The following is a 24,307-nucleotide window of genomic DNA, read 5'->3' as shown; positions in this document are numbered from 1 at the left end:
TGGGGAGACGACGAATGACCACGAATTCAGTCCGAGAAATCGCCGCCGATCTCGCGGCCGACGCCGCGCTCCTGGAGATCGCCGAGAACGTCGGCATCTCCACGCTGCTCGACGGGGAGGCCCCGTTCTCCCTGGCCGAGGTCACCGCGCTCGCCTCGGTCCCCGAGGCCGGGGCGCGGTCCTTCCTCGGGGCGCTGGTCGCCGCCGGCCTGCTCGATCCCGCGGGCGAGGACAGCTTCACCCCGTGCGCCGACATGGCCGATCGGCGCTACGCCGCGGGCTACCTGTCCTGGTCGCTCACCGCGAACCGGCCCTACCTCGACCACGCGGCGGAGTTCCTGCGGGAACCCGACGCCGTGGCCGGCAGGTACAGCCGGGACGGGCGCAGCGTGGCGATCTCGTCACGCTGGATCGGCTCGGCCGGCTTCTACCCCGGCCAGGTCGCGGAGATCCTCAGCCGCAAGCCGCAGCGCATCGTCGATCTCGGGTCCGGCGCGGGCGGGCTCCTGATCCAGCTGCTGACGGCGCTGCCGACCAGCACCGGCCTGGCCCTGGACATGAGCGCGGGCGCCTGCGGAGCGGCCGAGCAGGCCGCGGAGCTGGCCGGGGTGAGCGACCGGCTCACGATGGTCAACCGGCCCATCGAGTCGCTGCTGGAGCACCCGGAGCCGGTGCAGGGCGCCGACGTCGTCCACGCCGGGTTCGTCATGCACGACACCGCGGCGCGGCCGGAGGTGCTCGAGGGGATCCTGCGCACCTGCCGCGAGGGCCTCGCCGAGGGCGGGAGCGTCATCGTCACCGACTGCGTCCCGTACGCCCAGGATCCCCGGGAACGTGCCTTCAGCGCGCTGTTCACCTACCTGCACGCCGCGTCCATGGAGGTGAACCTCCCGACCGAGACCGAATGGCGCGCGGCGTTCACCCGTGCCGGGTTCGGCGACGTGACGCTCACCCCGCTGCCGATGCCGGGCAGCCGCCTGATCATCGCGAGCCGATGATCGCGCCCGACGCGCGCAGCCGCGCCGAGATCCTGTACGAGGCCCGCGCGACGCAGCAGCCGGTCGCCCCGTTCACCGACGACGACCCGACCCTGGGCGCGGCCGAGGGCTACGCCGTCCAGCGGGAGCTGACGGCGCTGCTGCTGGCCGACGGCGACAGTGTCGTCGGCTACAAGGCGGGGCTCACCTCGGCTCCGATGCAGGAGATGTTCGGGGTCGACACCCCCGACTTCGCCCCGGTGTTCGGCTCCACCCTCTACGCGGACGGCGCCGTCCTCGACCGCGGCAGGTTCATCGCGCCCAAGGTGGAGGCGGAGATCGTGTTCCGGCTGGCGTCGCCGCTGACCGGGCCCGGTGTCGGCGTCGAGCAGGCGCGTGCCGCCATCGGTGGGGTCGCGGCCGGGCTGGAGATCGTCGACTCCCGGATCGTGGACTGGCGCATCCGCCTGGCCGACACGATCGCCGATCTCGCCTCCAACGGGGCGGCCGTGCTGGGCTCCTGGGTGGAGGCCACGGCCGGCACCGACTACCGACGAGTCGGTGTCACGTTCCGTTGCAACGGCGAGGTGGTCGCGAGCGGTACCGGCGCCGCCGCACTCGGCGACCCGGTCGCGGTCGTCGCGTGGCTCGCCAACGTGTTCGGCGAGCACGGGATCACCCTCGAAGCCGGGCACCTGGTCATGACCGGCGCGCTGCACGCCGCGGTCCCGCTGGAGCACGGCGACACCTGCACTGCCGAGTTCGACCGGCTCGGCGCGATCACCGTCCACGCGGGACAGGCCGTCCCACCGGATGAGAAGAGGGGGATTCCCCGATGAAGCGAACAGGCGGGCTCTCCGCAGCAGTGCTCGGTGCCGGGCTCATCGGTGTCGACCTGGCCGACAAGATCATGCACTCGGACGTGCTGGACCTGGGCCTGGTCGTGGGCCGCGACGGAGCCAACGCCGGGCTCCGCCAGGCCGCCCGGCTCGGCATGCCGATCGCCGACCGCGGCATCTCCTCGATCATCGAGGTGGACGAGCCCTTCGACGTCGTCTTCGACGCCACCAACGCCGTCGCGCATGCCGAGCACGCCGAACGGCTCGCGCCCTTCGACACGATGCTGGTCGACCTGACCCCGAGCCGGGCCGGGCGGATGGTCGTCCCGACCGTGAACGGGGCGAGCGCGGCGGGCCTGCGCGACATCAGCATGGTCACCTGCGGCGGGCAGGCGGCGATCCCGGTGCTGCACGCGATCACCGCGGAACACCACGTCGACTACGTCGAGGTGGTCACCACGGCCGCGACCCTCAGCGTCGGTCACGGCACGCGCATCAACCTCGACGAGTACGTCGACACCACCCAGGACGCCGTCCGCACCTTCACCGGTGTCGGCGACGTGAAGGCGATCCTCAACATCAGCCCCGCCCGGCCGCCGGCGACCTTCCGGGTGGCCATGTCGATGCTGGGCTCGGGCTTCCGCGAGGACTCGGTCCGAGACCTCGCCGAGGGCGTGGCCAAGGAACTGCGCGGGTTCGTCGGCGGGTTCGTCGTGTCGGCGTGCTCGGTGCAGGACGAGCGGGCGTTCGTCGCCGTCGAGGTCACGGCCTCCGGCGAACGGCTCCCGCGCTACGCGGGCAATCTCGACATCATCAACTCCGCCGCGCTCAGCGTCGCCGAGCGATGTGCGGACGACCGGCGGTCGATCGCCGAGGCGGAGGCGTCATGAGTGCGGCACCGGCACGAACGATCCAGATCCACGACCCGACGTTGCGCGACGGCCACCACGCGGTTCGCCACCAGCTCGACGCGCAGCAGCTCCGTGGGTACGCCGAGGCGGCGAACGCAGCCGGCGTGCCCGTCGTCGAGGTCGGTCACGGCAACGGCCTGGGCGCGTCGTCGCTGCAGGTCGGAAAGGCGCTGCTGAGCGACGACGAGATGCTCGCGACCGTCCGGGAAGCGCTCACCACCAGCAAGATGGCCGTGTTCATGCTGCCGGGCTGGGGCACCGTGCGCGATCTCGACGACGCCGTCGCGCACGGTGTCGATCTCGTGCGCATCGGCACCCACTGCACCGAGGGCGATCTCGCCGAGCGCCATCTCGAGCACCTGCGTGAGCGCGGCGTGGAGGCACACGCCGTGCTCCTGATGAGCCACATGGCCACCCCGGAGGGCCTCGCCGAGGAGTGCGCCCGGCTGGTCGGGTTCGGCGCCACCGGAGTCGGGATCATGGACTCGTCGGGGCACTACCTGCCCGGCGACGTCACGGAGCGGATCACGGCCATGTGCGCCGCGGTCGACGTACCGGTGATGTTCCACGGGCACAACAACCTCGGCATGGCCGTGGCGAACTCGGTGGCCGCGGCCGAGGCCGGCGCGTCGATCCTGGACGCGTGCGCCCGCGGTTTCGGCGCCGGCGCCGGCAACACCCAGCTCGAGGTGCTCGTGCCCGTCCTGGACCGGATCGGGTTCGACACCGGCATCGATCTCTACAAGCTCCTCGACGCCGCCGACCTCGCCGAACGCGATCTCATGACCGCCCCACCCGCCGTCGACTCGGTCGCGATCGTGAGCGGGCTCGCCGGAGTGTTCTCCGGGTTCAAGACCCGCGTGATCGAGGTGTCGGCCCGCGAGGGCGTCGATCCGCGCGATGTGTTCTTCGCCCTGGGCCGGCTCCAGGCGGTCGCCGGTCAGGAGGACCTGATCGTCGACGTCGCCCAGACGATGGCCCGTGCCGCCGCAGAGAAAGTGAGTGCGTGATGATCTCGACCTACTCGGTCCTCACCGAGATCCTGGTGGACGAGTTCCAGCTCTGTGCCGAGGACCTGAGCGCGGACGCGCGGTGCGGCGAGGTGGGGCTGGACTCCTTGACCGCCGCCGAGCTCGCAGGACTGCTGCGCAGCCGCCTGGGCCTCGAGGTCCAGGACTACGAGCTGCTGGAGCTGCCCACGCTCGGCGACGTCGCTGCGCTGTTGGAGAAGCGCCTGCCGGCCGACCAGCGGCAGGGCTGAGGCCGTGCAGACGGTCAACACGCTGGCCCGCCGGGTGGTCGTCTCGCCGGGGATGTGCAGCGGCGGCTCGCTCGTGTTCGGCGAGGTGGGGGACTGGACGTGGGAGGCCGTGGCCGCGGCGTGCCGCACCAACGTGCACGCCGCCCGTACCGCGACCGGCGACCCGGCCTACCTGTCGTTCTACTACTACCGGGTCCGCGGCGGGAAGGTCGTCCACCCGCACGGGCTCGCGTTCGGCGACGAGCTCGACCTGACCTCGCGGGTGTTCCAGTTCGGCAGCCAGTCGACGTTGACGCTGCACGTACTGGCACCCGCGGGCCTCCACCGGGCCGACGTGCCGCTGGAACCGGAGGAGTTCTACGAGAACCCGCACCCGGACTGCATGTACGTGGAGAACTGGAATCGCTGGATCGCGCGCACCCGGCCGGGCACCAACGCCGATCTGGCCACCACGGCGCCGCCCGACTTCGAGTTCGCCGACCTGCCGCGCATCCCGAACCGGTTCTCCCCACGCGGCATCGTCGGACGGGCGCGGGAGGCGGGCACGTTCTGCACCGACGCACCACCGGGCTTCGTCGCCGGTCCCACCACCAGCTACACCTACCCGCTCGACACGGTGCGCGACGTCAACGGCGCCGGGCTGGTCTACTTCGCGTCCTACTTCGCCATCTTCGACACCGCCCTGCTGCGCCTGTGGCGCGAGCTCGGCCGCGACGACGCGCGGTTCCTGGAGCGCCGCGTGGTCGACCAGAAGATGGGCTACTTCGGCAACGCCGACCTGGGCGCGGTGTTCACCGTCAACGTCCGCCGATGGACCAGCGAGACACGGCCGGAGGTCGAGATCGCCGACCTGAGCCTGCACGACTCGACGACGGGCAAGCTGCTTGCGGCCACGTCGATCGAGGCGGAGGTGGCGGCCGGCTGAAAGGGTCCACTTCGGCTGCGGGTGGCCATTTCCGAACCTGGTCGACGCGGCCAGAGTTGCTCCATGAACCTGTTCGACACGATGGCATCGATGGAACACGAGCAGGTGGTCTTCTGCTCGGACCCGAACAGTGGCCTCCGTTCCATCATCGCGGTGCACAATACGGCCCTGGGCCCCGGCATCGGCGGAGTGCGGATGTGGCCGTATCCCGACGAGCAGACGGCGCTCAACGACGTCCTGCGCCTTTCCCAGGGAATGACGTACAAAGCGGCGATCGCCGGTGTGAACTTCGGCGGCGCGAAGAGCGTCATCATCGGTGATCCGGCACGGCACAAGACCGAGGCGCTCCTGCGCGCGCACGGGCGTTTCGTGCAGAGCCTCGCCGGCCGCTACATCCCCGGCGTCGACGTGGGCACCAGCCAGGCGGACATGGACGTGCTCGCCGTCGAGGCGAAGCGCGTCTTCTCCGGCACCGGGGACCCGTCGCCGCTGACGGCGTTGGGGGTGCTGGAGTCGATCCGCGCCGCCGTCGAGTTCGTCGACGGGTCCCCGGTGCTGGAGGGACGCCGCATCGCCGTGCAGGGCGCGGGCCACGTCGGCGAGCCGCTGATCAGGCACCTCGCGCAGGAGGGCGCGAAGCTCGTCATCTCCGACGTCGACCGCACGAAGGTCGAACGACTGGCCGTCGATCTCCCCGTCGAGGTCGTCGATCCGGACGAGATCCTGGGCGTCGACTGCGACGTGTTCGCCCCCTGCGCACTCGGCGCGGTCGTCGACGACGCCTCGATCCCGGCGCTGCGCTGCCGCATCGTCGCAGGTGGGGCCAACAACGTGCTCGCCGAGCCGCGGCACGCGGTGGCCCTGGCCGACGCCGGCATCCTGTACGTGCCCGACTAGGTGGCCAACGCCGGTGGCCTGCTGCTCTACGTGGGCAACTGGCTCGGGAACGATCCCGAGCAGACCCGTGCGACGGTGCTGCGGATCGGCCGTACCACCGGCGAGATCCTGGCCGCGGCCCGGGCCGACGGCATCGACACGGCGACGGCGGCCGAGCAGCTCGCGAAGCGGCGCATCGAGGCGCTGCGCCACGTCGGCCCGCCGCTGGTCCCCCAGGCCTGACGGGGCGGTGCGGTCAGACCGCAGGCACGAAGAAGTGGCTGCGGCGCACCTTGATCGCACCGTCCTCGAACAGGTAGATGTCGGCGAACCCGAGGGTGACGGGTTCGCCGTCGTTGCGCACGGCCTCGATCCGGCCCCACGCGGCCGCCCGTTCCTCCTCGACGATCGCGCCGTCGAGGGTGTGGCGCCCCTTCGCGATGACCCGTTCTTCGCGGTAGAAACGCATGATGCGATCGCGGCCGACGAACGGGTCGTATCCGGGTCGCTCGTAGACCATCTCGGGGTGGAAGAACTCCGACAGCTCGTCCCAATTCCGGGTGTCGATGGCCGCGAACATTCCAGCGACCCGGTCACCGTGTGCGCCCATGGCTGAAATGTAAATGTGCGGCGACCACAGTAGAAGCCCCGATCGGCACACGTCGCTACCCCGAAAGTCACATGCCGTGGACGACGGGAGGGCGATGGTGGTGGCCGCTGCCCCGGTCGACAGCGTGGGAAGGGGGGGTGGCACACGCGGTGGGTGCTGTGACGTGGTGCGGCCACAACGGCTGCCGGGACCAGCAGCGGCGTGATGGGCCCTGTGCTCACCGGAACCGGCCGTACCTGGCGGCCCGACCGCCGCCGTGGTGTCGGAGTGCCTTCCACCACCGGCACGCCAGGTGCGGCACGAAAGCCATGAAACTGTGTCCGAGGGGGGACTTGAACCCCCACCCCCTTATACGGGGACTAGCACCTCAAGCTAGCGCGTCTGCCATTCCGCCACTCGGACGTCGCGATCTCTCGATCGCGTCGTGGGGGGAGCATAGCCGAGGCCGGCGACCGGGTTGCGGCGGGGTAGGCACGGGCCGCCGGTGGTAGAACGACGCCCATGACCGCTCCAGCGAACGACCACCCGACCAGCGCCGAGGACGAGGTCGTGCAGCTGTGTTCGGAGCTGATCCGGATCGACACGACCAACACCGGCGACCCCGAGACCCTCGCCGGTGAGGCCGAGGCCGCCGACTACGTGGCGGACAAGCTGCGCGAGGCCGGCTACGACGTCGAGCTCGTCGAGTCCGGCATGCCGAAGCGGATGAACGTGATCGCCCGGCTGGAGGGCGCCGACCGCACCCGCGGCGCGCTGCTGATGCACGGCCATCTCGACGTCGTCCCCGCGGACGCGAGCGAGTGGTCGGTGCACCCGTTCTCCGGGGCGGTCCAGGACGGCTACGTCTGGGGCCGCGGCGCCGTCGACATGAAGGACATGGACGCGATGATGCTGGCGGTCGCCCGGCGCTTCAAGCGTGAGGGCGTCGTCCCGCCGCGGGACATCGTGTGGGCCTTCGTCGCCGACGAGGAGGCGGGCGGGAAGTGGGGCGCGCAGTGGCTGGTGGAGAACCGGCCGGACCTGTTCGAAGGCTGCACCGAGGCCGTCGGTGAGGTCGGCGGGTTCTCCCTGACCCTGGGTGAGGACCAGCGGGCGTACCTGATCGAGGCCGCGGAGAAGGGCATCGCCTGGATGCGGCTGCGGGCCAAGGGCAAGCCCGGTCACGGCTCGTTCCTGCACGACGACAACGCCGTCACCATCCTGGCCGAGGCCGTCGCCCGGCTGGGGAACCACACGTTCCCGCTGACGATCACCGACACGGTGCGGGCGTTCCTGGACCGGATGACCGAGCTGACCGGCGTCGAGTACCCGGAGGACGACCTCGAGGGAGCCCTGGCCAAGCTCGGGCCGATCTCGCGGATCATCGGCGCGACCGTCCGGGACACCGCGAACCCGACGATGCTGAACGCCGGGTACAAGGCCAACGTCATCCCGTCGACGGCGGAGGCGGTCGTCGACTGCCGGGTGCTGCCGGGCCGCGAGGAGGCGTTCCTGCGCGAGGTCGACGAGCTGCTCGGTCCGGACGTCGAGCGCGAGTGGGTCACCGAGCTGCCCGCCGTCGAGACGCCGTTCGAGGGCGCGCTGACCGACGCGATGCAGGCCGCGCTGCGCACCGAGGACCCGACCGCCGAGATCGTCCCCTACATGCTGTCCGGGGGGACCGACGCGAAGGCGTTTTCGACGCTGGGCATGAAGTGCTACGGCTTCGCGCCGCTGCGGCTGCCCCCCGAGCTGGACTTCGCGTCGCTGTTCCACGGCATCGACGAGCGGGTGCCGGTGGACGCGCTGACGTTCGGCACCCGGGTACTCGACCGCTTCCTGCGGACCGCCTGACCTCCGCCCGGCGCCGTGACGTACCCGGCCCGCGGGTGGCAGGGTGGCGGCATGGATCTCTCGGGCAAGGTCGCCCTGGTCACCGGGGGCGCGTCGGGCATCGGCGCGGCCGCGGTGGACCGGCTGGTGGCGGCGGGTGCGCAGGTGGTCGTCGTCGACCGGGACGCCGACGGCGCCGCGGCCGTCGCGGAGAAGGCGGGCGGTCTGGCGTTCCCGGCCGACGTCACCGACCCGACGGCGCTGCCCGCCGCGGTGGCCGCGGCGGAGGAGCGGTTCGGGCGGCTCGACGTCGTGCTGCTCAACGCCGGCGTCACCGCGGGCCAGTCCGGCGTCACCGACCTCGACCTGGACGGCTACCGGCGCATCCTCGGGGTGAACCTCGATCACGTGGTGTTCGGGCTCAACGCCGCCGTCCCGGCACTGCGGCGCGCCGGGGGCGGGCACGTGGTGGCGACCGCGTCGCTGGCCGGGCTGATCGGCCTGCCCGGCGACGCGCTCTACACCGCGACCAAGCACGCCGTCGTCGGCTACGTCCGGGCGGCGGGCCCGGCGCTGGCAGGGGAGGGCATCCGGGTCACCGCGGTGTGCCCGGGGTTCGCCGACACCCCGCTGATCGGCAACGTCCGCGCCCAGTTCGGCGACTTCCCGCTGCTGACGGCGGACGACGTCGCCGCCGCGATCGAGCAGATGATCGAGCGCGGCGAGCCGGGGGAGTGCTGGTACGTCCAGCCCGGTCGCGAGCCGGCGCCCTACGGGTTCCGCGGGGTGCCCAGCCCGCGCGGGGCGGGCACACCGCCGGAGGTCGGCTGGCAGGACGCCTGACCCCTACCGCGGGTGGGCGGCGGGAGCCGTCAGAAGGTGGGCTCGGGCAGCAGGCCCTGCTGGGCGCCCAGCCGGCGTCGCAGCACGATCTTGCGCACGCCGCCGGGGTAGAGCCGCAGCCGGGACAGCTCCCAGCCGGAGAACTCGGCCTGGATCGCCAGCCGGACCGACGCCGTGAGCCGGGAGACGTCCCCCTCGATGCGCACCGGGCGGTACTCGTACCGGTCGTCGGTCCAGCCGTCGCCGTCCCGAGTCCCGGCCACCCGATTCCCGGCGGCGGAGTCCTCCGACCCGTTCCCAGCGCCTTCGGTCATGCGTGCCTCCCGGTCGTGCCGTGCTCGTCGGTGCCCACCGGGTGAACGGTGGGTGTCGCGTCGGGCATTCCCACTGTAAGGGGCACCCGGGCCGGCGGGGAGGCTCAGACGGGATCGCTCACGTCGTCCAGCGCGGTGCGGATCTCGGCGGGCAGCACCAGGTCCTCGGCCGCGAGCGAGGCCCGCAGCTGGGCCGCGTCCCGCGCCCCGACGACGGCCGAGGCCACCCCCGGACGGTCCCGCACCCAGGTCAGCGCCACCGACAGCGGCGAGGTCCCGAGCCCGTCGGCGGCGGTGAGGACCGACTGCACGATCCGCGCCGAGTGCTCGGTGCGGCGCGCCTCGACGTACGACGCCAGCAGCGCGCTCGCGCCCCGCGAGTCCGCCGGCGTGCCGTCGGTGTACTTGCCCGTCAGCACGCCCCGGCCGAGCGGGGCCCAGGCCAGCAGCCCGAGGCCGTGGTGCCGGGCGGCGGGCAGGAGCTCGGCCTCCGGCTCCCGGGCGAGCAGCGAGTACTCCACCTGCGCCGACACCGGGCGGCAGACGGCCGGGTCGGGCCCGGCCGTGGCGCTGCCCGCGACCGTGGCCAGCTGCCAGCCCGCCGGGGCGACCAGCCCGGCGTAGCGGACCCGTCCGGAGTAGACGGCGACCTGCACGGCGGACAGCGTCTCGTCCAGCGGCACCCGGGGATCCCAGCCGGGGAACTGCCACAGGTCCAGGTACTCGGTGCCCAGCCGGCGCAGCGTGCGGTCCAGCGAGCGCAGCAGCGCGGTCCGCGAGGCCCGCTCACCGGTGTCGGGGGTCGTCGTGCCGCGCCCGGCGAGGACGATGTCGTCGCGACGCACGGTGCCCCGCAACAGCCCGCCGAGCACCTGCTGGGCGGCGCCGCCGCCGTAGTCCTCGGCGGTCTCGACGAATGTCCCGCCGGCGTCGACGAACGCCCGCAGCTGGTCCGCCGCGTCGGCGGGGCAGGTGTCCTCTCCCCAGGTCATCGTGCCCAGGCCGACCCGCGACACCTCGAGGCCGCTGCTGCCCACCGGTCTGCGTTGCACGGTCGCCGAGCCTAGGCGCGCAGGCCCGTCGGACCGGTGAGGGCGCGCAGAGTGACGCCCGTCTCGGCGAGTACGGTGACGGCCCGTGATCACCCAGGAGCCGAGCCGCCAGGGCCGGACGACCCCCGACCGGGACACCCCCGCCCGCGGCCGCGACGGGAGCCGGTCGTGAGCTGGATCGAGGTCGTCGTCCTCGGGATCGTCCAGGGGCTCACCGAGTTCCTCCCGGTGTCCTCCTCGGCCCACCTGCGGATCGTCTCGGCGGTCGGATTCGGCCGGGACCCGGGCGCGGCGTTCACCGCCGTCACCCAGATCGGCACCGAGGCAGCGGTGATCGTCTACTTCGCCAAGGACATCTGGCACCTGTTCATCACCTGGGTGCGCGGCTTCGGCAACGCGGAGGTCCGCGCGACCGACGACTACCGGCTGGCCTGGCTGGTCATCATCGGCTCGGTCCCGATCGCGGTGCTGGGGGTGCTGTTCAAGGACCAGATCGAGGGCGTCGCCCGGAACCTGTGGCTGGTCGCGGTCATGCTGATCGTGTTCGGTGCCCTGCTCGGGCTGGCCGAGCGCTTCGGCTCGCAGGTCAAGCCGATGGAGAAGATCACCTGGCGGGACGGTGTCCTGCTCGGTTTCGCCCAGGCCATGGCGCTGATCCCGGGTGTCTCGCGGTCCGGCGGCACGATCACCGCCGGCCTGTTCCTGGGCCTGACCCGGCCCGCGATCGCGCGGTACTCGTTCCTGCTGGCGATCCCGTCGGTGTTCGGGGCCGGCCTGTTCACCCTGCCCGACGTGTTCGCCGGCGACGGCCCGTCCGGTCCGCAGATGCTGGTGGCGGTGGTGGTCGCGTTCGTCGTCGGCTACGCGGTGATCGCCTGGCTGCTCCGGTTCGTGCAGAACAACACCGTCTACGTGTTCGTCGCCTACCGGATCGCGCTGGGTGTCGCCCTGCTCGCCGCCCTGTCGCTCGGCGCGGTCAGCGCGTACTGACCGGCGCCACGCCGCGTAGCCTCGGTCGGCGTGACGACCTTGATCCTCCTGCGGCACGGCCGGTCCACCGCGAACACCGCGGGCGTGCTGGCCGGGCGCACCCCGGGCGTGGAGCTCGACGACCGCGGACGGGAGCAGGCCGCGGCCGTCGTCGACCGCCTCGCGGCCCTCCCGATCGCCTCGGTCGTGACCTCCCCGATGGAGCGGTGCCGCCAGACCGTCGCGCCGCTCGCGGCGGCCCGCGGGCTGGAACCGGTCGTCGAGGACGACCTGGCCGAGGTCGACTACGGCACGTGGACCGGGCAGAAGATCACCGATCTGCTGAAGGAGGATCTCTGGAGGGTCGTCCAGGCGCACCCGTCGGCCGCGACCTTCCCGGGCGGCGAGTCCCTGGCCGGGATGCAGGCCCGTTCGGTCGCGGCGATCCGCCGGCACGTCGGCCGGGTCCGCGCCGAGCACGGGGAGGACGCGATCCTGCTGGCCTGCAGCCACGGCGACGTGATCAAGGCCGTTCTCGCCGACGCGCTGGCCACCCACCTCGACAACTTCCAGCGGATCGTCGTCGACACCTGCTCGGTGAGCGTCGTCACCTACACCGAGCTGCGGCCGTTCGTCGCGCGGATGAACGAGCAGTCCGGCGACGTCGCGAGCCTGGTCCCCAGGCCGAAGCCGGAGCCGGCCGACGGCGAGGAGCAGCCGGTGAGCGCCTCCGACGCCGTGGTCGGGGGATCGACCAACGCCTGAGGCGGAGTGATCCACCTCGCATCGTCGCGATGACGGCACCCGCGGGTGACCGCGGGGATGCCCCCGGAGCCGGATACGCCTACCCTGGGAAGGGTCATGGCACGCGTCATCCACGTCTTCCGCCGACCCGACCGCTTCGTGGCCGGGACCGTCGGCGAGCCCGGCGATCGCGCCTTCTACCTGCAGGCGATCGAGAGCAGCCGCACGATCAGCGTCCTGCTGGAGAAGCAGCAGGTCTCGGTGCTGGCCGAACGCATCACGGCGCTGCTCGGCGAGGTGTCCAAGCGCTTCGGCGAGGACAACCTGCTCGGCACGACGGTGGCCACCGGCTCGTCGGACAACGACCCGCTCGCGGTCCCGCTGGAGGAGGAGTTCCGGGTCGGGACCATGGGTCTGGGCTGGGACGCGGACTCGAGCTCGATCGTCGTCGAGCTGCTCGCGGTGACCGAGGAGGAGATCGACGAGTCGGTCGTCCTCGACGACACCGAGGAGGGCCCGGACGCGCTGCGCGTGTTCCTGTCCCCGACCGCGGCGAAGTCCTTCGCCGAGCGCGCCGAGAAGGTCGTCGACGCCGGCCGAGCGCCGTGCCCGCTCTGCGCCGAGCCGCTCGACCCGGAGGGCCACGTCTGCGTGCGCCTCAACGGTTACCACGACCGCAACCCCGTGGCCGGGACGGAGTGACGCTCGACCTGCGCGATCCGGCCGTCCCGGAGATCCTCCTGCGCGGCCGCATGGAGATCACCGGCCGGATGGTCGACGCCTCCAACGCCACCCTGTTCGGCACCGTCTCGCTCGACGGCGTCGACCTGCGCTGCGTGTACAAGCCGGTGCGCGGCGAGCGTCCGCTGTGGGACTTCCCCGACGGCACGCTCGCCGGCCGCGAGGTCGGCGCGTACCTCGTCTCGCAGGTCTCCGGGCTCGACGTCGTGCCGCCCACGGTGCTGCGCGAGCAGGCCCCGTTCGGCACCGGCATGGTGCAGGCCTGGGTCTCCTCCGGCGACGAGAGCGCCCTGTCCGAGCCCCCCGGCGACGGCACGGACGGCGACACGGACGACGAGCAGGCCGGCGACATCACCGAGGAGACCATCCAGCTCGCCACCGAGTCGCTGGTCGAGCTGTGCGAGCCGCACGAGATCCCGAGCGGCTGGCTGCCCGTGCTCCGTGCCCGCGACGGCGCCGGGGACCCGGTCGTGCTCGTCCACGCCGACCACCCGCAGCTGCGGGCGATGGCGCTGTTCGACGTCGTCGTCAACAACGCCGACCGCAAGGGCGGGCACGTGATCCTCGCCGGTGACGGCGGGGTCTACGGCGTGGACCACGGCCTCACCCTGCACACCGAGCCGAAGCTGCGCACCGTCCTGTGGGGCTGGGTCGGCGACGAGCTCGGCGAGGAGCACCTGGCCGCTCTGAAGGAGCTGCGCGCCCGGCTGGCGGACTCGTTCGCCGACGTCCTCGGCGAGCACGTCACCCGCCGCGAGGTCGCGGCGCTGCGCTCCCGGATCGACCACCTGCTCGCCGAACCGCGCTTCCCCGGCCCGGACGGCTACGGCCCGGCCATCCCCTGGCCCGCCTTCTAGCCCGCCACCTCCAGGACGCCGAGCCGCTGCGTCGCGCGGGTCATCGCGACGTAGAGGTCCGCCGGGTCGGCCGCCCGGATCCGCTCCGGGTCGACGATCACCACGGCGTCGAACTCCAGTCCCTTCGACCCCGCCGGGGTGAGCACCGGCACCTCCGGCGCACCGAGGTCGGTCCCGGCCGGGGCGATCACCGCGACCGTGCCGCGCCCGGAACGGGCCCGCTCGTCGGCGACGGCGGCGTGCACCGCGTCGGCCAGCCCGGCGGCGGCGACGGTGCGGGTCCACGGCGGCTCGCCGGTGCTGCGCACCGACTCCGGCGGGCGACGGTCCGGGGCGTAGGTCACCAGCACCTCCGCGGCGGCGTCCATGATCTCCGACGGCGTCCGGTAGTTCACCGTCAGCGTGCGGTGCGTCCAGCGCCCGGCCAGGTGCGGGGCGAGCACGTCGTCCCAGGCCCGGGCACCGGCCGGGGCACTGCGCTGGGCGAGGTCACCGACCGCGGTGATCGACCGCGACGGGCAGCGGCGCAGCAGCACGTGCCAGTCCATCGGGGACAGCTCCTGCGCCTCGTCGACGACGAGGTGCCCGTAGCGCCAGTCCCGGTCGCCCGCCGCGCGCTCGGCCACCGTCATCGGCACCCCGGCGACGTGCCGGCTCGCCAGCATGTCCGCGGTCACGAAGTCGGTGGGCCGCAGCTCGTCGGGGTCCTCCCCGGCGAGGGTCCGGTCCGCGGAGTCCAGCACCGTCAGGACCTCGGCGGCGTAGGCGGCGTCCGGCTCGGGGGCGGCGGCGGGGGAGTCCTCGGGTACCGGGCCGAGCAGCTCGGCGAGCTCGTCGAGCAGCGGGGCGTCGGCCACCGTCCACGGTGCCCCCGGCGGGCGGCGCAGCGCGGACAGGTCCCGTCCGTCGCCCGCGGTGGCCAGCCGGTCCGGGTCGGCGTAGAGCTCGGCCAGCGCCCGCTGTGGGGTCAGCACCGGCCACAGCGTCTCGACGGCGGCGTGGAACCGCGGGTCGGTGCGCACACCCTCGCGCAGCTCGGCGCGCATCTCGGCCGACACCTCGGCCGCCCCGGCGGGCTCGACCTCCGGGATGTTCAGCCCTGCCAGCAGCTCCGCGAGCTCCGGCGGGTCCTCCAGCCCGACCTCCAGCCGCTCCAGGGCCTGGTCGACGAGCAGCCGCCCCAGGGTGTCGCGGAAGGTCGTGTGGGCGTCGTTGTGCGGACGGCCGGTGGCGCGCGCGCGGCGGCGCGCCTCGGCGGCCAGGGCCGTGTCGATCTCGACGGCGACGTCGTCCATCTCGATCGTGATCGGCCGCCCGGGCACCTCCTGACGGTCGTCGACGGCCCGGCGCAGCACGTCGATCATCGCCAGGTCGCCCTTGAGCCGGGCCGTCTCCGGCGGGTCGGTCGCCTCCGCGACGACGCCGTGCGCGAGGCGCCCCGGGGTGGTGAACACGACCGCGGACTCGCCGAGTGCGGGGAGTACGCCGCCGACGTAGTGCACGAACCCCGCACTCGGCCCGACGACGAGCACGCCGCTGCGGGCGAGCCGGTCGCGGTGGGTGTAGAGCAGGTACGCGATCCGGTGCAGCGCGACGGCCGTCTTGCCCGTCCCGGGGCCGCCCTCGATCACGACGGTGCCCGACAGCGGCAGCCGGATGATCTCGTCCTGTTCGGACTGGATCGTGGTGACGATGTCGCGCATGCGGTCCCCGCGCGGCGCGGTGAGCGCGGCGAGCAGCGCCGGGTCCGACGCCGACGCGGGGTCGGCGTCGACCGGGACCGCATCGGTGAGCAGGTCGTCGTGGTACGCGGTGACCCGCTCGTGCGGTGCGGTGCCCGCGACCTCGTAGTGCCGGCGCCGGGTCACCCCCAGGGGCGAGACCGGGGTGGCGCAGTAGAACGGCCGCGCGGCGGGTGCCCGCCAGTCGACCAGGGCGCTCTCGCCGTCGGCGGGGTCGGTGAGCCCGATCCGGCCGACCCGGGTCGGGTCGGCGCCGTCGGCGTGGTCGAGCCGCCCGAAGCACAGGCCGGAGCGGGCGGCGGTGAGCGCACGCATCCGCTCCTGCCAGCGGTGCACCGAGACGTCGCGTTCCCAACGGGCGCTGAGCTCCTCGCCGGCCCGGGTGGCCTGGGCGCCGCGGGAGCGTTCGGTGGCCGCGGTGAGCTCGTCGTCGAGCAGGGCGTGCAGCCGGCGGAGCCGGTCGGTCTCGGCGGCGAGTTCGGCCTCGTACGGGGAGCGGGGACTTGACGGGCGGGGGGCTGGTGTGTTCTTGCCCCTCGTGTTATGATGGACGTGCACGGATGTGTTCTCGGATTCGAAGCGCACCCCATAAGTTAGCGCGTCTCTGCTGTCCTGTGCACCTTTCTCGCGCGACGGTCGTGTACCAGCGCTGCGGTCGCGCGCGCTGCGGTCGCGTCAGCGTCGCCTCGCGGGCGCGTTCGGGGGAGGCCGACCCCCTCGGCGGGACGGGTTACGGTCGGGCCCATGACGCTGCCCGAGCCCCGGCGGATCGCCGTCCCCGGCACGACGCTGCCCGAGATCACGCTGTCCGTGCACGACACCGGCGGCGTCGGCAGCCCCGTCCTGCTGCTGCACGGCTGGCCGGACCGGGCCGCCCTGTGGACCCACCAGGCGGCTGCGCTCGCCGGGGCCGGGTATCGCGTCGTCGTCCCGGACCTGCGCGGCTTCGGCGACTCCGACCGGCCCGCCGAGGTCGAGCACTACCCGATGCGGGCACTGGTCGCCGACGTCCTCGGCATCGCCGACGCGCTCGGGATCGACCGGTTCGCCCTGGCCGGGCACGACTGGGGCGCCTCGCTCGGCTGGGCCGTCACCCTCGCCTCGCCGCGGGTGACCCGCTACGCCGCGTTCTCCGTCGGGCATCCCGCCGCGTTCGCCACCGCGGGGTTCCGGCAGAAGGCGATGTCCTGGTACATGCTCTGGTTCCAGTTCCCCGGCGTCGCCGAGCAGGTGATGCCGGCCGAGGACTGGCAGTTCCTGCGCGGCTGGCTGCACGCGACACTGCCCGACGGGCACCCGATGGCCGCGCGGCACGTCGCCGACCTGTCCCGGCCGGGCGCGCTCACCGCGTCGCTGAACTGGTACCGCGCCAACGTCGACCCGGCGAGGTTCGTGCCCACCACGATGCCGCAGCCCCCGCGGATCACGGTGCCGACGATGGGGGTGTGGAGCGACGGCGACCTCGCGCTCACCGAGGGGCAGATGCGGGGGTCCTCGGCCTACGTCGACGACTTCCGCTTCGAGCGTGTCGAGGGCTGCGGGCACTGGATCCCGGAGGAGGCGCCGGAGGCCGCGAGCGCGCTGCTCCTGGACTTCCTCGCCGGCGGCCGGGAAGGGTGACCGAGGGGACAGCCGTCCCTCGCTGCGCGGCCGGGGGCCACGGGCCAGGATGGGTCGGGTACAGCGGCGTCGCAACGACACGGAGGAAGCACTGATGGCGGAGAAGAGCCGGATCGGGGTCACCGGGCTGGCGGTGATGGGAGCCAACCTCGCCCGCAACATGGCCCGCCGCGGCTTCCCGGTGGCGGTGCACAACCGCACCACCTCGAAGACGACCGAGTTCATGAAGGACTACGGCGACGAGGGCGCCTTCACCGGGGCCGAGTCGCTGAAGGAGTTCGTCGACGCCCTGGAGACCCCTCGCAAGATCGTCGTCATGGTGAAGGCCGGCAAGCCGGTCGACGCCGTGATCGACGAGCGCGCCCCGCTGCTCGACCAGGGCGACATCATCATCGACGCCGGCAACTCGCACTTCCCCGACACCGACCGCCGCGCCGCGTACTGCGCCGAGCGCGGGCTGCGCTTCATGGGAATCGGTGTGTCCGGTGGTGAGGAGGGCGCCCTCAACGGGCCGAGCATCATGCCCGGCGGACCGCAGGAGGCCTACGCCGAGGTCGAGGAGATCCTCACCGCGATCGCCGCGAACGTCGACGGCACCCCGTGCTGCACCCATGTCGGCCCCGGCGGCGCCGGGCACTACGTCAAGATGGTGCACAACGGCATCGAGTACGCCGACATCCAGCTCATCGCGGAGGCCTACGACCTGCTCACGCACGTCGCCGGGCTGTCCGCGCCGGAGATCGGGAAGATCTTCGAGGAGTGGAACACCGGCGACCTCGAGTCGTTCCTGATCGAGATCACCGGCATCGTGCTCGCCAAGACCGACGAGAAGACCGGCAAGCCCCTGGTCGACGTCATCGTCGACCAGGCCGAGCAGAAGGGCACCGGCCGCTGGACGGCCATCGACGCCCTCGACCTCGGCGTGCCGCTGACCGGCATCACCGAGGCCGTGTTCGCGCGGACGCTGTCCAACCTGCGCGACGAGCGCAAGGAGGCCTCGACCACGCTCGGCGGCCCGACCCCGGGCTCGGGCGCGAACCGCGAGGAGCTCGTCGAGGACATCCGCCAGGCGCTCTACGCGTCCAAGGTCGTCGCCTACGCCCAGGGCTTCGCGCAGATGCGTGCCGCCTCCCGGGCCAACGACTGGGATCTCGACCTCGGCGCGATGGCCCGGATCTGGCGCGGCGGCTGCATCATCCGGGCCCAGTTCCTGAACCGGATCACCGAGGCCTACGAGTCGCACCCGGACCTGGACAACCTGCTGATGGTCCCGTACTTCACCGAGGCCGTGGCGAACGCGCAGGACGCGTGGCGGCGGGTCGTGGTGACCGCCACCGAGCAGGGCGTCGCGATCCCCGCGTTCTCCTCCAGCCTGTCCTACTACGACGGCTACCGGCGCGAGCGCGGCCCGGCCAACCTCATCCAGGGGCTGCGCGACTACTTCGGTGCCCACACCTACGCGCGCACCGACTCCGACGGCACGTTCCACACTCGCTGGAGCCAGGACGGCAGCGAGGTCGCCACGGGCTGACCCGCGGTCCCCGCCCGGGCTCAGCTCCGGGCGGGGGCCGGGACCGCCACGTCGGCCTCGTCGTCGACGTGGTGGTACTTCCCGCCGCGCAGCGCGCTCGCCACTGCGGCGACCAGGCAGGCGACGGCGGCGAACCCGAGGGCGAGGGTCAGCCCGTCGGCGAACGGGCCGGAGATCAGCTGCGGGAAGAACTGCCGTCCGGTCAGGTACGCCGACTGCGTGGGCGTCAGCGCCCCGAGGACCTGCGGACCGAGCAGCGTCGCGATCGGGTTGTAGCCCAGCAACGCCGCGAACAGGATCCCGACCGGCGGCAGCGCCGCGACCCGGTCCGCCGCGAGCTCCGGCACGCCCTGGGCCATGAGCCCGTCGTGCAGGGACGTGGGCAGTGTCGTCGACAGGCCCGCGATCAGCAGGGAGAAGAACACCCCGATCGACAGCACCGTCGCGGCGTTCTGGAACGTCGAGGTCATCCCGGCCCCGGCGCCGCGCTGGTGCGCGGGCAGCGAGTTCATGATCGCCGCCCGGTTCGGGGAGCTGAACAGGCCCATCGCCAGGCCGTTGAGCGCCAGCAGCACCGCGAACGCCCGGTAGTCGAAGTCCACCGGCAGCGCCAGCAGCGCGAGGAACGTCGCGGCCGCGCCCACCATCCCGACGGTGGCGAAGGCACGGGCGCCGTAGCGGTCGGACAGGACGCCCGACACCGGACCGGCGACGAGGAACCCGATCGTCAACGGGACCATGTAGATGCCGGCCCACAGCGGCGTCGTCTCGAACGGGAAGCCGTGCTCGGGCAGCCAGATGCCCTGGAGCCAGATGATCAGGATGAACTGCAGCCCGCCGCGGCCGAGCGCGGCCAGGAGGCTCGCGACGTTGCCCGCGGTGAACGCGCGGATCGAGAACAGCGAGACGTGGAACATCGGCTCGGCCACGCGGCGCTCGATCCAGGTGAACAGCGCCAGCACCGCGATCCCGCCGCCGATCAGGCCGAGGACGAGCGGGCTGGTCCAGCCCATGACGTCGCCGCCGTAGGGCTGGATGCCGTAGGTGATGCCCATCAGGACGGCGACGAGCCCGACCGCGAACGTCAGGTTGCCCCACCAGTCGATCCGCGCCGCGCGGCGGGCGCCGGTGTCGCGGAGCCGGGCGTAGGCCCAGACCGTGCCGAACACCCCGACCGGCACCGACACCAGGAACACCAGGTGCCAGTTCACCGGGGCGAGCACCCCGCCGACGACGAGCCCGAGGAACGAGCCGGCGATCGCCGCGACCGAGTTGATCCCGAGCGCGAGCCCGCGCTGGTGGACCGGGAAGGCGTCGGTGAGGATCGCGGTCGAGTTGGCGAGCAGCAGCGCACCGCCGACGCCCTGCAGCACCCGCATCGTGATCAGCCAGACCGCGCCGGCGTCGCCCTGCAACCAGGTGGCGGCCAGCAGCACCGAGAACAGCGTGAAGACGGCGAAGCCCAGGTTGTACATGCGGGTACGGCCGTACATGTCGCCGAGCCGGCCGAAGCTGACCACCAGCACCGCCGTGACGACCAGGTACCCCATGATCAGCCACAGCAGGTAGTCGATGTTGTCCGGCGCCAGCGGATCGATCCCGATGCCGCGGAAGATGTCCGGCAGTGCGATCAGCAGGATCGACATGTTGATCGTCACGATCAGCACGCCCATCGTGGTGTTCGACAGCGCGACCCACTTGTACCGGTCGACCGGCCCCGTTTTGTTGAGCATCGCTAATGACCGTACTCTCCGGCCCGGGTTCGCGCTACGGTCTCGCCCGGCTCGTCCGGTCCGTCCCGATCCTCCCTCGGGTAAAGGAACTCCCAGGTCGGGCGGGGTCTACAGTCCCCGCATGGCTAACGTCCGGTCCGACGGTCCGACGGCCACGACGCCCGCGGCCCGCCGTACCGAGCAGCTGTTCCGCGTCGCCCTGGTCGTGAAGGGCATCGACGGGGCCGCGGAGCTGCTGGGTGCCGTCGCGCTGGTGCTGGTGTCGGGGGACTGGCTGCACCGGGCCGTCGCGCAGATCCTCGCCCGTGACCTGATCGGCCCGCCCGACGGCACCCTGGCCCGCCACCTGACCGAAGGCGTCGACCGCTTCGCCGGCGGGGACCGCACCTTCGTCGTCGTCTACCTCGGGCTGCACGGGGTGCTCAAACTCGGCCTGGTCGCGGCGCTGCTGACCCGCTGGCGCCCCGCCTACCCGCCCGCGGTGGCGATCCTGGCGGTGTTCGTCGTCTACGAGCTGGTCCACGCCTGGCACACGCACTCCATCGTGCTGCCGTTCCTCGCCGCGCTCGACATCGCGATCATCGTGATGGTCGTCCGGGAGTACCGGCTGCTCGGCCGGGAGGCCGACGGGTCAGGCGCCGGTCGCGACGGGTAGCCGCGCCAGGACGTCGCGGGCCGCGGCGCGACCGGCCCGGTCGGCGCCGATCGTGCTCGCCGAGGGGCCGTAGCCGACCAGGTGCACCCGGGGGTCGGCGACGACGCCGGTGTCGAGCGGCTCGCCCATGACGATCCCGCCGCCCGGCCCGCGCAGCCGCAGCGGCGCGAGATGCCCCAGCGCGGGTCGCCAGCCGGTCGCCCACACCAGCACGTCCGCAGGCTCGCGACTGCCGTCGGGCCACTCCACGCCGTCCGGCACGACCCGGGCGAACATCGGCCTGCGGACGAGCACACCGCTCGCGATCCCGGCCCGCACCTCCGGCGTGCGCGCCAGCCCGGTCACCCCGACGACACTGCGCGGGGGCAGCCCGGCCCGGACCCGCTCCTCGACCCGGGCGACGGCGGCGCGTCCCTGCTCGGGCCCGAACGGCGTGTCGATCCACTCGGGCTCCCGGCGGGTGACCCAGGTCGTCGCGGCCGCGTACGGGGCGATCTCCAGCAGCAGCTGCACCGCGGTGATCCCGCCGCCGACCACGACGACCCGCTTCCCGGTCATCGCCTCCGGACCCGGGTAGGTGCGGGCGTGCAGGCTCGTGCCGCGGAACGTCGCCAGGCCCGGGTAGGCGGGGACGAACGGGCGGGTCCAGGTGCCGGTGGCGTTGACCAGGTGGTCGGTGACCCAGGTGCCGCGGTCGGTCTCGACGGTCAGCGGCCCGGCGGTGTCGACGGCCGGCGGCCCGCCGGTGTCGGACACCCGGTGGACGTGCACCGGGCGCACGACCCGCAGGTCGAGCTCGCGTTCGATGCGCGCGAAGTAGGCCGGCACGGCGTCCCGCGCGGGCAGGTCGGGGTCGGCGCTGGGGTCGTCGAAGCCGGAGCGGATCCCGGCGACGTCGTGGATGCCGTTCACCGTGCGCATCCGCAGCGTCGGCCAGCGGTGCCGCCACGCGCCGCCGGGGCCGTCCTCGCCGTCGAGCACGACGAACCCGGGTCCCGGTTCCAGCCCGCCGCGCCGCAGCCTGGCCGCCGTCGACAGGCCCGCCTGGCCCGCGCCGATCACCACGACCCCGGTCCGCTCCACGCCCGCGTCAACGCCCCGGCCGCACGCGGTCATCCCGCGGTGATCGCCGGTGGTGGAGTGTCACGCCCGGCTCGCGGACGCTGCGCTCCACGACCGGTGATCACGGCTGCGCGGCGGCGCGGACCACGTCGGCGACGTCGGCGTTGGCGCCGCAGACCACCAGGGCGAGCCGGGCGTCCGGGTGCCGCTCGACGATCCGGCGGGCGGCCGGGACCAGACAGCCCGCGGCCGGCTCGGCCCAGATCCCGGCGTGCTCGGCGAGGGCGAGGGTGCCGCGGACGGCCTCGGCGTCGTCGACGACGAGGACCTCGTGCACCAGCGCGCGGGCGTGGTCGTAGGTCAGCTGCGACACCGACGGCGCCGAGAGCGTGGTGATCGCGGACGTGATCGTCACCGGGGTCGGGCCGCCGGCCGCCAGCGCCGTCGACATCGACTCCGCGCCGACGGTCTCCACCCCCCAGACCCGGGCGTCGGGCAGCAACGCGCGGACCGCGACCGCGATCCCGGAGACCAGCGCCCCACCGCCGACGGAGACGAGCACGTCGGTCGGCGGCTGCCCCAGGGCGACCGCGTCGTGGGCCAGCTCCAGCCCCACGGTGCCCTGCGCGGCGACGATCACCGGGTCGTCGAACGGGTGCACCAGCGTCCGCCCGGCCCGCTGCAGCTCCCCGGCCAGCGCGAACGCGGCCGCGATGTCCGGGGTGAGCCGCACGTCGGCCCCGGCCGCGCGGGCCGCGGTCACCGAGCGGGCCGGCGCGTTCTCCGGCATCACGACGACGGCGTCGACCCCGGCCGCACCCGCGACCTCGGCGACGGCGAGCCCGTGGTTCCCGCCGGACACGGCGACGATCCCGGCGGCGCGTTCGTCGCCGGTCAGCGACGCGAGCTTGGCCAGCACCCCGCGCGGCTTGAACGACCCGGCCCGCTGCAGGTGCTCCAGCTTGAGCAGCACCGGGGCGCCGAGGGCCGCGGACAGCCCGGGGGAGGGGACGGTCGGGGTGCGCACCACGCCCCCGGCGATCCGCTCCGCCGCCGTCTCGATGTCTGCGATGCTCACCTGGTCCGCCACCGCCGCAACGTAACCCCGGCCCCTCGGCCCGGTCAGGTGCGGGGGCGGATCCGTTCGGCGACGTTCGCCCGGGTCGTCCCGGCCGCCGCCGCGCCGGTGCCCACGGGCCGTCGTGCCCGGGGCTCAGCCCATCGTCCGGCGCCGTCGATCGCCTCGCGGATGATGTCGGCGTGGCCCGCGTGCTGGCTGAGCTCGGCGAGCACGTGGATCGCGACCCGGCGCACCGACCAGGAGGTGTTCGGCTCGAACCAGGGGGCGACCGGCAGGGCGTGTGCGCTGTCCAGGTCCGCGGTGCGCAGGACCTCCTCGGTGCGTGCGGCGACCTGCTCGACCCGGGCCCGCAGGTGCTCCAGGGTCTCGTGGTCGGCCAGGACGAACCGGGTGTCCACCCACTGTTCGCCGGAGGCGGACCAGTCGCCGCCGTTGGCGTCGGCCTCGGCGTCGACGGCGTCCCAGTCGACGGAGTCGTTGTAGACGTCGACCTCGCCGAACGCGCCGGCCCCCTCGACGGCGAAGCGGAACCACTGCTCCTCGGTGTCCGCGACGTGCTTGAGCAGCGAGGCGATCGTCAGCGCGCTGACCGTGCTGCGGGTGCGCGCCTGCTGCTCGGTCAGGCCGTCGGCGGTCTGCAGCAGGAAGCCGCGGTGGCGCTCCAGGGTGCTGATCAGCTCGGCACGTTCGCCGGTCAGGGCCTGCTTCTCGTCGGTGGCGTTCATCCGGGGCCGCCTCTCGGGTCCGCGGACCGGGGCGATCCCGGTCCGACGGGAACGACGATAGGACCGATCGCGGACAGGTCCGGCCCTCGACGAGGGGCCGTCCGTGGCGATCAGTCCGCCAGGTCGCGCAGCGCGGTCTCCCAGCGTTCGCGGCGGGCGTCGTCGTCGAGGTCCCACCAGGGGGTGCCGCGCTCGCCGAGCCCGTGCTTGGCGGCGGACACCCGCGTCCTGGCGGCGGCGACGCGGTCGTCGTCGCCCGTCCGCCGCCCCGCTCCGATCTCGGCGCGGGCCTTCCCGAGGTGCTGCTGCAGCGCGGACCGGACGTCGTCCGGGATCGCCGGGTCGGTCGCGCGCCACCGGCGGCCCCGGACGACGACGTAGCGCCCGTCCGGGGTCCGCTCGGGGCCACTCACGCGAGGACGGCGGT

Annotated in this window: 26 protein-coding genes and 1 tRNA gene; 17 read left to right on the top strand and 10 right to left on the bottom strand. The window is 73.3% G+C overall.

What is annotated here, in order from left to right; all coding sequences use genetic code 11:
- Positions 1-14 precede the first annotated feature (14 nt).
- From FVA95_RS11010 to FVA95_RS33905, 8 genes are all read left to right on the top strand, one after another.
- Complete coding sequence (locus tag FVA95_RS11010) at positions 15-998, top strand: trans-aconitate 2-methyltransferase (RefSeq protein WP_161992269.1); 984 nt, start codon at positions 15-17, stop codon at positions 996-998.
- Positions 995-1,816: a 2-keto-4-pentenoate hydratase gene (locus tag FVA95_RS11005; RefSeq protein ID WP_149664116.1), complete on the top strand. Its 822-nt coding sequence runs from the start codon at positions 995-997 to the stop codon at positions 1,814-1,816. The genes FVA95_RS11010 and FVA95_RS11005 overlap by 4 nt, the downstream gene beginning before the upstream one ends.
- Positions 1,813-2,706 carry an acetaldehyde dehydrogenase (acetylating) gene (locus FVA95_RS11000; RefSeq protein WP_149664115.1) on the top strand — a complete coding sequence of 298 codons (894 nt, stop codon included), beginning with the start codon at positions 1,813-1,815 and terminating at the stop codon, positions 2,704-2,706. The genes FVA95_RS11005 and FVA95_RS11000 overlap by 4 nt, the downstream gene beginning before the upstream one ends.
- Positions 2,703-3,737: a 4-hydroxy-2-oxovalerate aldolase gene (dmpG, locus tag FVA95_RS10995; protein WP_149664114.1), complete on the top strand. Its 1,035-nt coding sequence runs from the start codon at positions 2,703-2,705 to the stop codon at positions 3,735-3,737. Before FVA95_RS11000 ends, dmpG begins: the two co-directional genes overlap by 4 nt.
- A complete protein-coding gene (locus tag FVA95_RS10990; RefSeq protein WP_149664113.1) occupies positions 3,737-3,988 on the top strand; it encodes an acyl carrier protein in 252 nt (83 codons plus the stop codon). Before dmpG ends, FVA95_RS10990 begins: the two co-directional genes overlap by 1 nt.
- Before the next feature lie 4 nt (positions 3,989-3,992).
- Positions 3,993-4,913 carry an LnmK family bifunctional acyltransferase/decarboxylase gene (locus FVA95_RS10985; RefSeq protein ID WP_149664112.1) on the top strand — a complete coding sequence of 307 codons (921 nt, stop codon included), beginning with the start codon at positions 3,993-3,995 and terminating at the stop codon, positions 4,911-4,913.
- A gap of 63 nt (positions 4,914-4,976) precedes the next feature.
- The gene (locus FVA95_RS10980; protein ID WP_368667316.1) at positions 4,977-5,810 is read left to right on the top strand and encodes a Glu/Leu/Phe/Val dehydrogenase dimerization domain-containing protein; all 834 of its coding nucleotides are present in this window, start codon (positions 4,977-4,979) and stop codon (positions 5,808-5,810) included.
- Entirely contained in the window at positions 5,811-6,032 is a 222-nt protein-coding gene (locus tag FVA95_RS33905; RefSeq protein ID WP_368667315.1) for a hypothetical protein, read from the top strand.
- A 13-nt stretch (positions 6,033-6,045) separates the two neighbouring features.
- Here FVA95_RS33905 and FVA95_RS10975 read toward each other — a convergent pair whose 3' ends face one another.
- Both FVA95_RS10975 and FVA95_RS10970 read right to left on the bottom strand, forming a co-directional pair.
- Entirely contained in the window at positions 6,046-6,399 is a 354-nt protein-coding gene (locus FVA95_RS10975; RefSeq protein WP_043281071.1) for a nuclear transport factor 2 family protein, read from the bottom strand.
- A 317-nt stretch (positions 6,400-6,716) separates the two neighbouring features.
- Positions 6,717-6,801, bottom strand: a tRNA-Leu gene (locus tag FVA95_RS10970).
- Between the two features lie 99 nt (positions 6,802-6,900).
- Here FVA95_RS10970 and FVA95_RS10965 point away from each other — a divergent pair.
- Together FVA95_RS10965 and FVA95_RS10960 are read left to right on the top strand one after the other, a co-directional pair.
- Positions 6,901-8,232: a M20/M25/M40 family metallo-hydrolase gene (locus FVA95_RS10965; protein WP_149664111.1), complete on the top strand. Its 1,332-nt coding sequence runs from the start codon at positions 6,901-6,903 to the stop codon at positions 8,230-8,232.
- A 51-nt stretch (positions 8,233-8,283) separates the two neighbouring features.
- A complete protein-coding gene (locus FVA95_RS10960; protein ID WP_149664110.1) occupies positions 8,284-9,054 on the top strand; it encodes an SDR family oxidoreductase in 771 nt (256 codons plus the stop codon).
- Positions 9,055-9,083: 29 nt separating this feature from the next.
- Here the strand turns inward: FVA95_RS10960 and FVA95_RS10955 are convergent, their stop codons facing one another.
- Both FVA95_RS10955 and FVA95_RS10950 read right to left on the bottom strand, forming a co-directional pair.
- Positions 9,084-9,368: a DUF5703 family protein gene (locus tag FVA95_RS10955; protein ID WP_062400830.1), complete on the bottom strand. Its 285-nt coding sequence runs from the start codon at positions 9,366-9,368 to the stop codon at positions 9,084-9,086.
- 104 nt (positions 9,369-9,472) lie between these two features.
- Entirely contained in the window at positions 9,473-10,420 is a 948-nt protein-coding gene (locus FVA95_RS10950; protein WP_149664109.1) for an aldo/keto reductase, read from the bottom strand.
- Positions 10,421-10,588: 168 nt separating this feature from the next.
- Between FVA95_RS10950 and FVA95_RS10945 the strand changes: the two genes are divergently transcribed.
- The 4 genes from FVA95_RS10945 to FVA95_RS10930 all read left to right on the top strand — a co-directional run bounded on the left by FVA95_RS10945 (position 10,589) and on the right by FVA95_RS10930 (position 13,731).
- Complete coding sequence (locus tag FVA95_RS10945) at positions 10,589-11,410, top strand: undecaprenyl-diphosphate phosphatase (RefSeq protein WP_149664108.1); 822 nt, start codon at positions 10,589-10,591, stop codon at positions 11,408-11,410.
- Positions 11,411-11,440: 30 nt separating this feature from the next.
- On the top strand, positions 11,441-12,154 hold the full coding sequence (locus FVA95_RS10940; RefSeq protein WP_149664107.1) for a histidine phosphatase family protein: 714 nt from the start codon (positions 11,441-11,443) through the stop codon (positions 12,152-12,154).
- Between the two features lie 96 nt (positions 12,155-12,250).
- The gene (locus tag FVA95_RS10935; RefSeq protein WP_060710949.1) at positions 12,251-12,835 is read left to right on the top strand and encodes a DUF3090 domain-containing protein; all 585 of its coding nucleotides are present in this window, start codon (positions 12,251-12,253) and stop codon (positions 12,833-12,835) included.
- A gap of 50 nt (positions 12,836-12,885) precedes the next feature.
- A complete protein-coding gene (locus FVA95_RS10930; protein WP_149664131.1) occupies positions 12,886-13,731 on the top strand; it encodes an SCO1664 family protein in 846 nt (281 codons plus the stop codon).
- Here the strand turns inward: FVA95_RS10930 and FVA95_RS10925 are convergent.
- Positions 13,728-16,031 carry a UvrD-helicase domain-containing protein gene (locus FVA95_RS10925; protein WP_240051408.1) on the bottom strand — a complete coding sequence of 768 codons (2,304 nt, stop codon included), beginning with the start codon at positions 16,029-16,031 and terminating at the stop codon, positions 13,728-13,730. The genes FVA95_RS10930 and FVA95_RS10925 overlap by 4 nt on opposite strands.
- 186 nt (positions 16,032-16,217) lie before the next feature.
- Here FVA95_RS10925 and FVA95_RS10920 point away from each other — a divergent pair, with 186 nt between their 5' ends.
- Positions 16,218-17,093 carry an alpha/beta fold hydrolase gene (locus FVA95_RS10920; protein WP_149664106.1) on the top strand — a complete coding sequence of 292 codons (876 nt, stop codon included), beginning with the start codon at positions 16,218-16,220 and terminating at the stop codon, positions 17,091-17,093.
- Between the two features lie 94 nt (positions 17,094-17,187).
- Complete coding sequence (gene gndA, locus FVA95_RS10915; protein ID WP_149664105.1) at positions 17,188-18,624, top strand: NADP-dependent phosphogluconate dehydrogenase; 1,437 nt, start codon at positions 17,188-17,190, stop codon at positions 18,622-18,624.
- Positions 18,625-18,644: 20 nt separating this feature from the next.
- On the opposite strand, the gene FVA95_RS10910 is transcribed toward gndA, so the two are convergent.
- Positions 18,645-20,357: an MFS transporter gene (locus FVA95_RS10910; protein ID WP_149664104.1), complete on the bottom strand. Its 1,713-nt coding sequence runs from the start codon at positions 20,355-20,357 to the stop codon at positions 18,645-18,647.
- Positions 20,358-20,478: 121 nt separating this feature from the next.
- Here FVA95_RS10910 and FVA95_RS10905 point away from each other — a divergent pair, with 121 nt between their 5' ends.
- Positions 20,479-21,012, top strand: coding sequence for a DUF2127 domain-containing protein (locus FVA95_RS10905; RefSeq protein ID WP_149664103.1), 534 nt, complete (start codon positions 20,479-20,481; stop codon positions 21,010-21,012).
- On the opposite strand, the gene FVA95_RS10900 is transcribed toward FVA95_RS10905, so the two are convergent.
- The 4 genes from FVA95_RS10900 to FVA95_RS10885 form a co-directional block, all read right to left on the bottom strand.
- The gene (locus tag FVA95_RS10900) at positions 20,989-22,128 is read right to left on the bottom strand and encodes an NAD(P)/FAD-dependent oxidoreductase (protein ID WP_149664102.1); all 1,140 of its coding nucleotides are present in this window, start codon (positions 22,126-22,128) and stop codon (positions 20,989-20,991) included. The two genes, FVA95_RS10905 and FVA95_RS10900, sit on opposite strands and share 24 nt — an antisense overlap.
- A gap of 67 nt (positions 22,129-22,195) precedes the next feature.
- Positions 22,196-23,152: a pyridoxal-phosphate dependent enzyme gene (locus FVA95_RS10895; RefSeq protein ID WP_149664101.1), complete on the bottom strand. Its 957-nt coding sequence runs from the start codon at positions 23,150-23,152 to the stop codon at positions 22,196-22,198.
- A gap of 44 nt (positions 23,153-23,196) precedes the next feature.
- Positions 23,197-23,880: a DinB family protein gene (locus FVA95_RS10890; RefSeq protein ID WP_149664100.1), complete on the bottom strand. Its 684-nt coding sequence runs from the start codon at positions 23,878-23,880 to the stop codon at positions 23,197-23,199.
- A 110-nt stretch (positions 23,881-23,990) separates the two neighbouring features.
- A complete protein-coding gene (locus FVA95_RS10885) occupies positions 23,991-24,293 on the bottom strand; it encodes a hypothetical protein (protein WP_020624847.1) in 303 nt (100 codons plus the stop codon).
- Positions 24,294-24,307 lie beyond the last annotated feature (14 nt).

This window comes from Pseudonocardia sp. EV170527-09 (assembly GCF_008369905.1).
Classification (GTDB): domain Bacteria; phylum Actinomycetota; class Actinomycetes; order Mycobacteriales; family Pseudonocardiaceae; genus Pseudonocardia.
Note: the sequence above shows the minus strand (reverse complement) of the source record. Positions and strands in the feature narration are given on the sequence as shown.

What these genes read in the sequence shown, in the direction of transcription:
- FVA95_RS11010 (WP_161992269.1), top strand. Translation starts at nt 15, where the DNA reads ATGACCACGAATTCAGTCCGAGAAATCGCCGCCGATCTCGCGGCCGAC.
- FVA95_RS11005 (WP_149664116.1), top strand. Translation starts at nt 995, where the DNA reads ATGATCGCGCCCGACGCGCGCAGCCGCGCCGAGATCCTGTACGAGGCC.
- FVA95_RS11000 (WP_149664115.1), top strand. Translation starts at nt 1,813, where the DNA reads ATGAAGCGAACAGGCGGGCTCTCCGCAGCAGTGCTCGGTGCCGGGCTC.
- dmpG (WP_149664114.1), top strand. Translation starts at nt 2,703, where the DNA reads ATGAGTGCGGCACCGGCACGAACGATCCAGATCCACGACCCGACGTTG.
- FVA95_RS10990 (WP_149664113.1), top strand. Translation starts at nt 3,737, where the DNA reads ATGATCTCGACCTACTCGGTCCTCACCGAGATCCTGGTGGACGAGTTC.
- FVA95_RS10980 (WP_368667316.1), top strand. Translation starts at nt 4,977, where the DNA reads ATGAACCTGTTCGACACGATGGCATCGATGGAACACGAGCAGGTGGTC.
- FVA95_RS10975 (WP_043281071.1), bottom strand. Translation starts at nt 6,399, where the DNA reads ATGGGCGCACACGGTGACCGGGTCGCTGGAATGTTCGCGGCCATCGAC.
- FVA95_RS10965 (WP_149664111.1), top strand. Translation starts at nt 6,901, where the DNA reads ATGACCGCTCCAGCGAACGACCACCCGACCAGCGCCGAGGACGAGGTC.
- FVA95_RS10960 (WP_149664110.1), top strand. Translation starts at nt 8,284, where the DNA reads ATGGATCTCTCGGGCAAGGTCGCCCTGGTCACCGGGGGCGCGTCGGGC.
- FVA95_RS10955 (WP_062400830.1), bottom strand. Translation starts at nt 9,368, where the DNA reads ATGACCGAAGGCGCTGGGAACGGGTCGGAGGACTCCGCCGCCGGGAAT.
- FVA95_RS10935 (WP_060710949.1), top strand. Translation starts at nt 12,251, where the DNA reads ATGGCACGCGTCATCCACGTCTTCCGCCGACCCGACCGCTTCGTGGCC.
- FVA95_RS10930 (WP_149664131.1), top strand. Translation starts at nt 12,886, where the DNA reads ATGGAGATCACCGGCCGGATGGTCGACGCCTCCAACGCCACCCTGTTC.
- FVA95_RS10920 (WP_149664106.1), top strand. Translation starts at nt 16,218, where the DNA reads ATGACGCTGCCCGAGCCCCGGCGGATCGCCGTCCCCGGCACGACGCTG.
- gndA (WP_149664105.1), top strand. Translation starts at nt 17,188, where the DNA reads ATGGCGGAGAAGAGCCGGATCGGGGTCACCGGGCTGGCGGTGATGGGA.
- FVA95_RS10910 (WP_149664104.1), bottom strand. Translation starts at nt 20,357, where the DNA reads ATGCTCAACAAAACGGGGCCGGTCGACCGGTACAAGTGGGTCGCGCTG.
- FVA95_RS10905 (WP_149664103.1), top strand. Translation starts at nt 20,479, where the DNA reads ATGGCTAACGTCCGGTCCGACGGTCCGACGGCCACGACGCCCGCGGCC.
- FVA95_RS10900 (WP_149664102.1), bottom strand. Translation starts at nt 22,128, where the DNA reads ATGACCGCGTGCGGCCGGGGCGTTGACGCGGGCGTGGAGCGGACCGGG.
- FVA95_RS10890 (WP_149664100.1), bottom strand. Translation starts at nt 23,880, where the DNA reads ATGAACGCCACCGACGAGAAGCAGGCCCTGACCGGCGAACGTGCCGAG.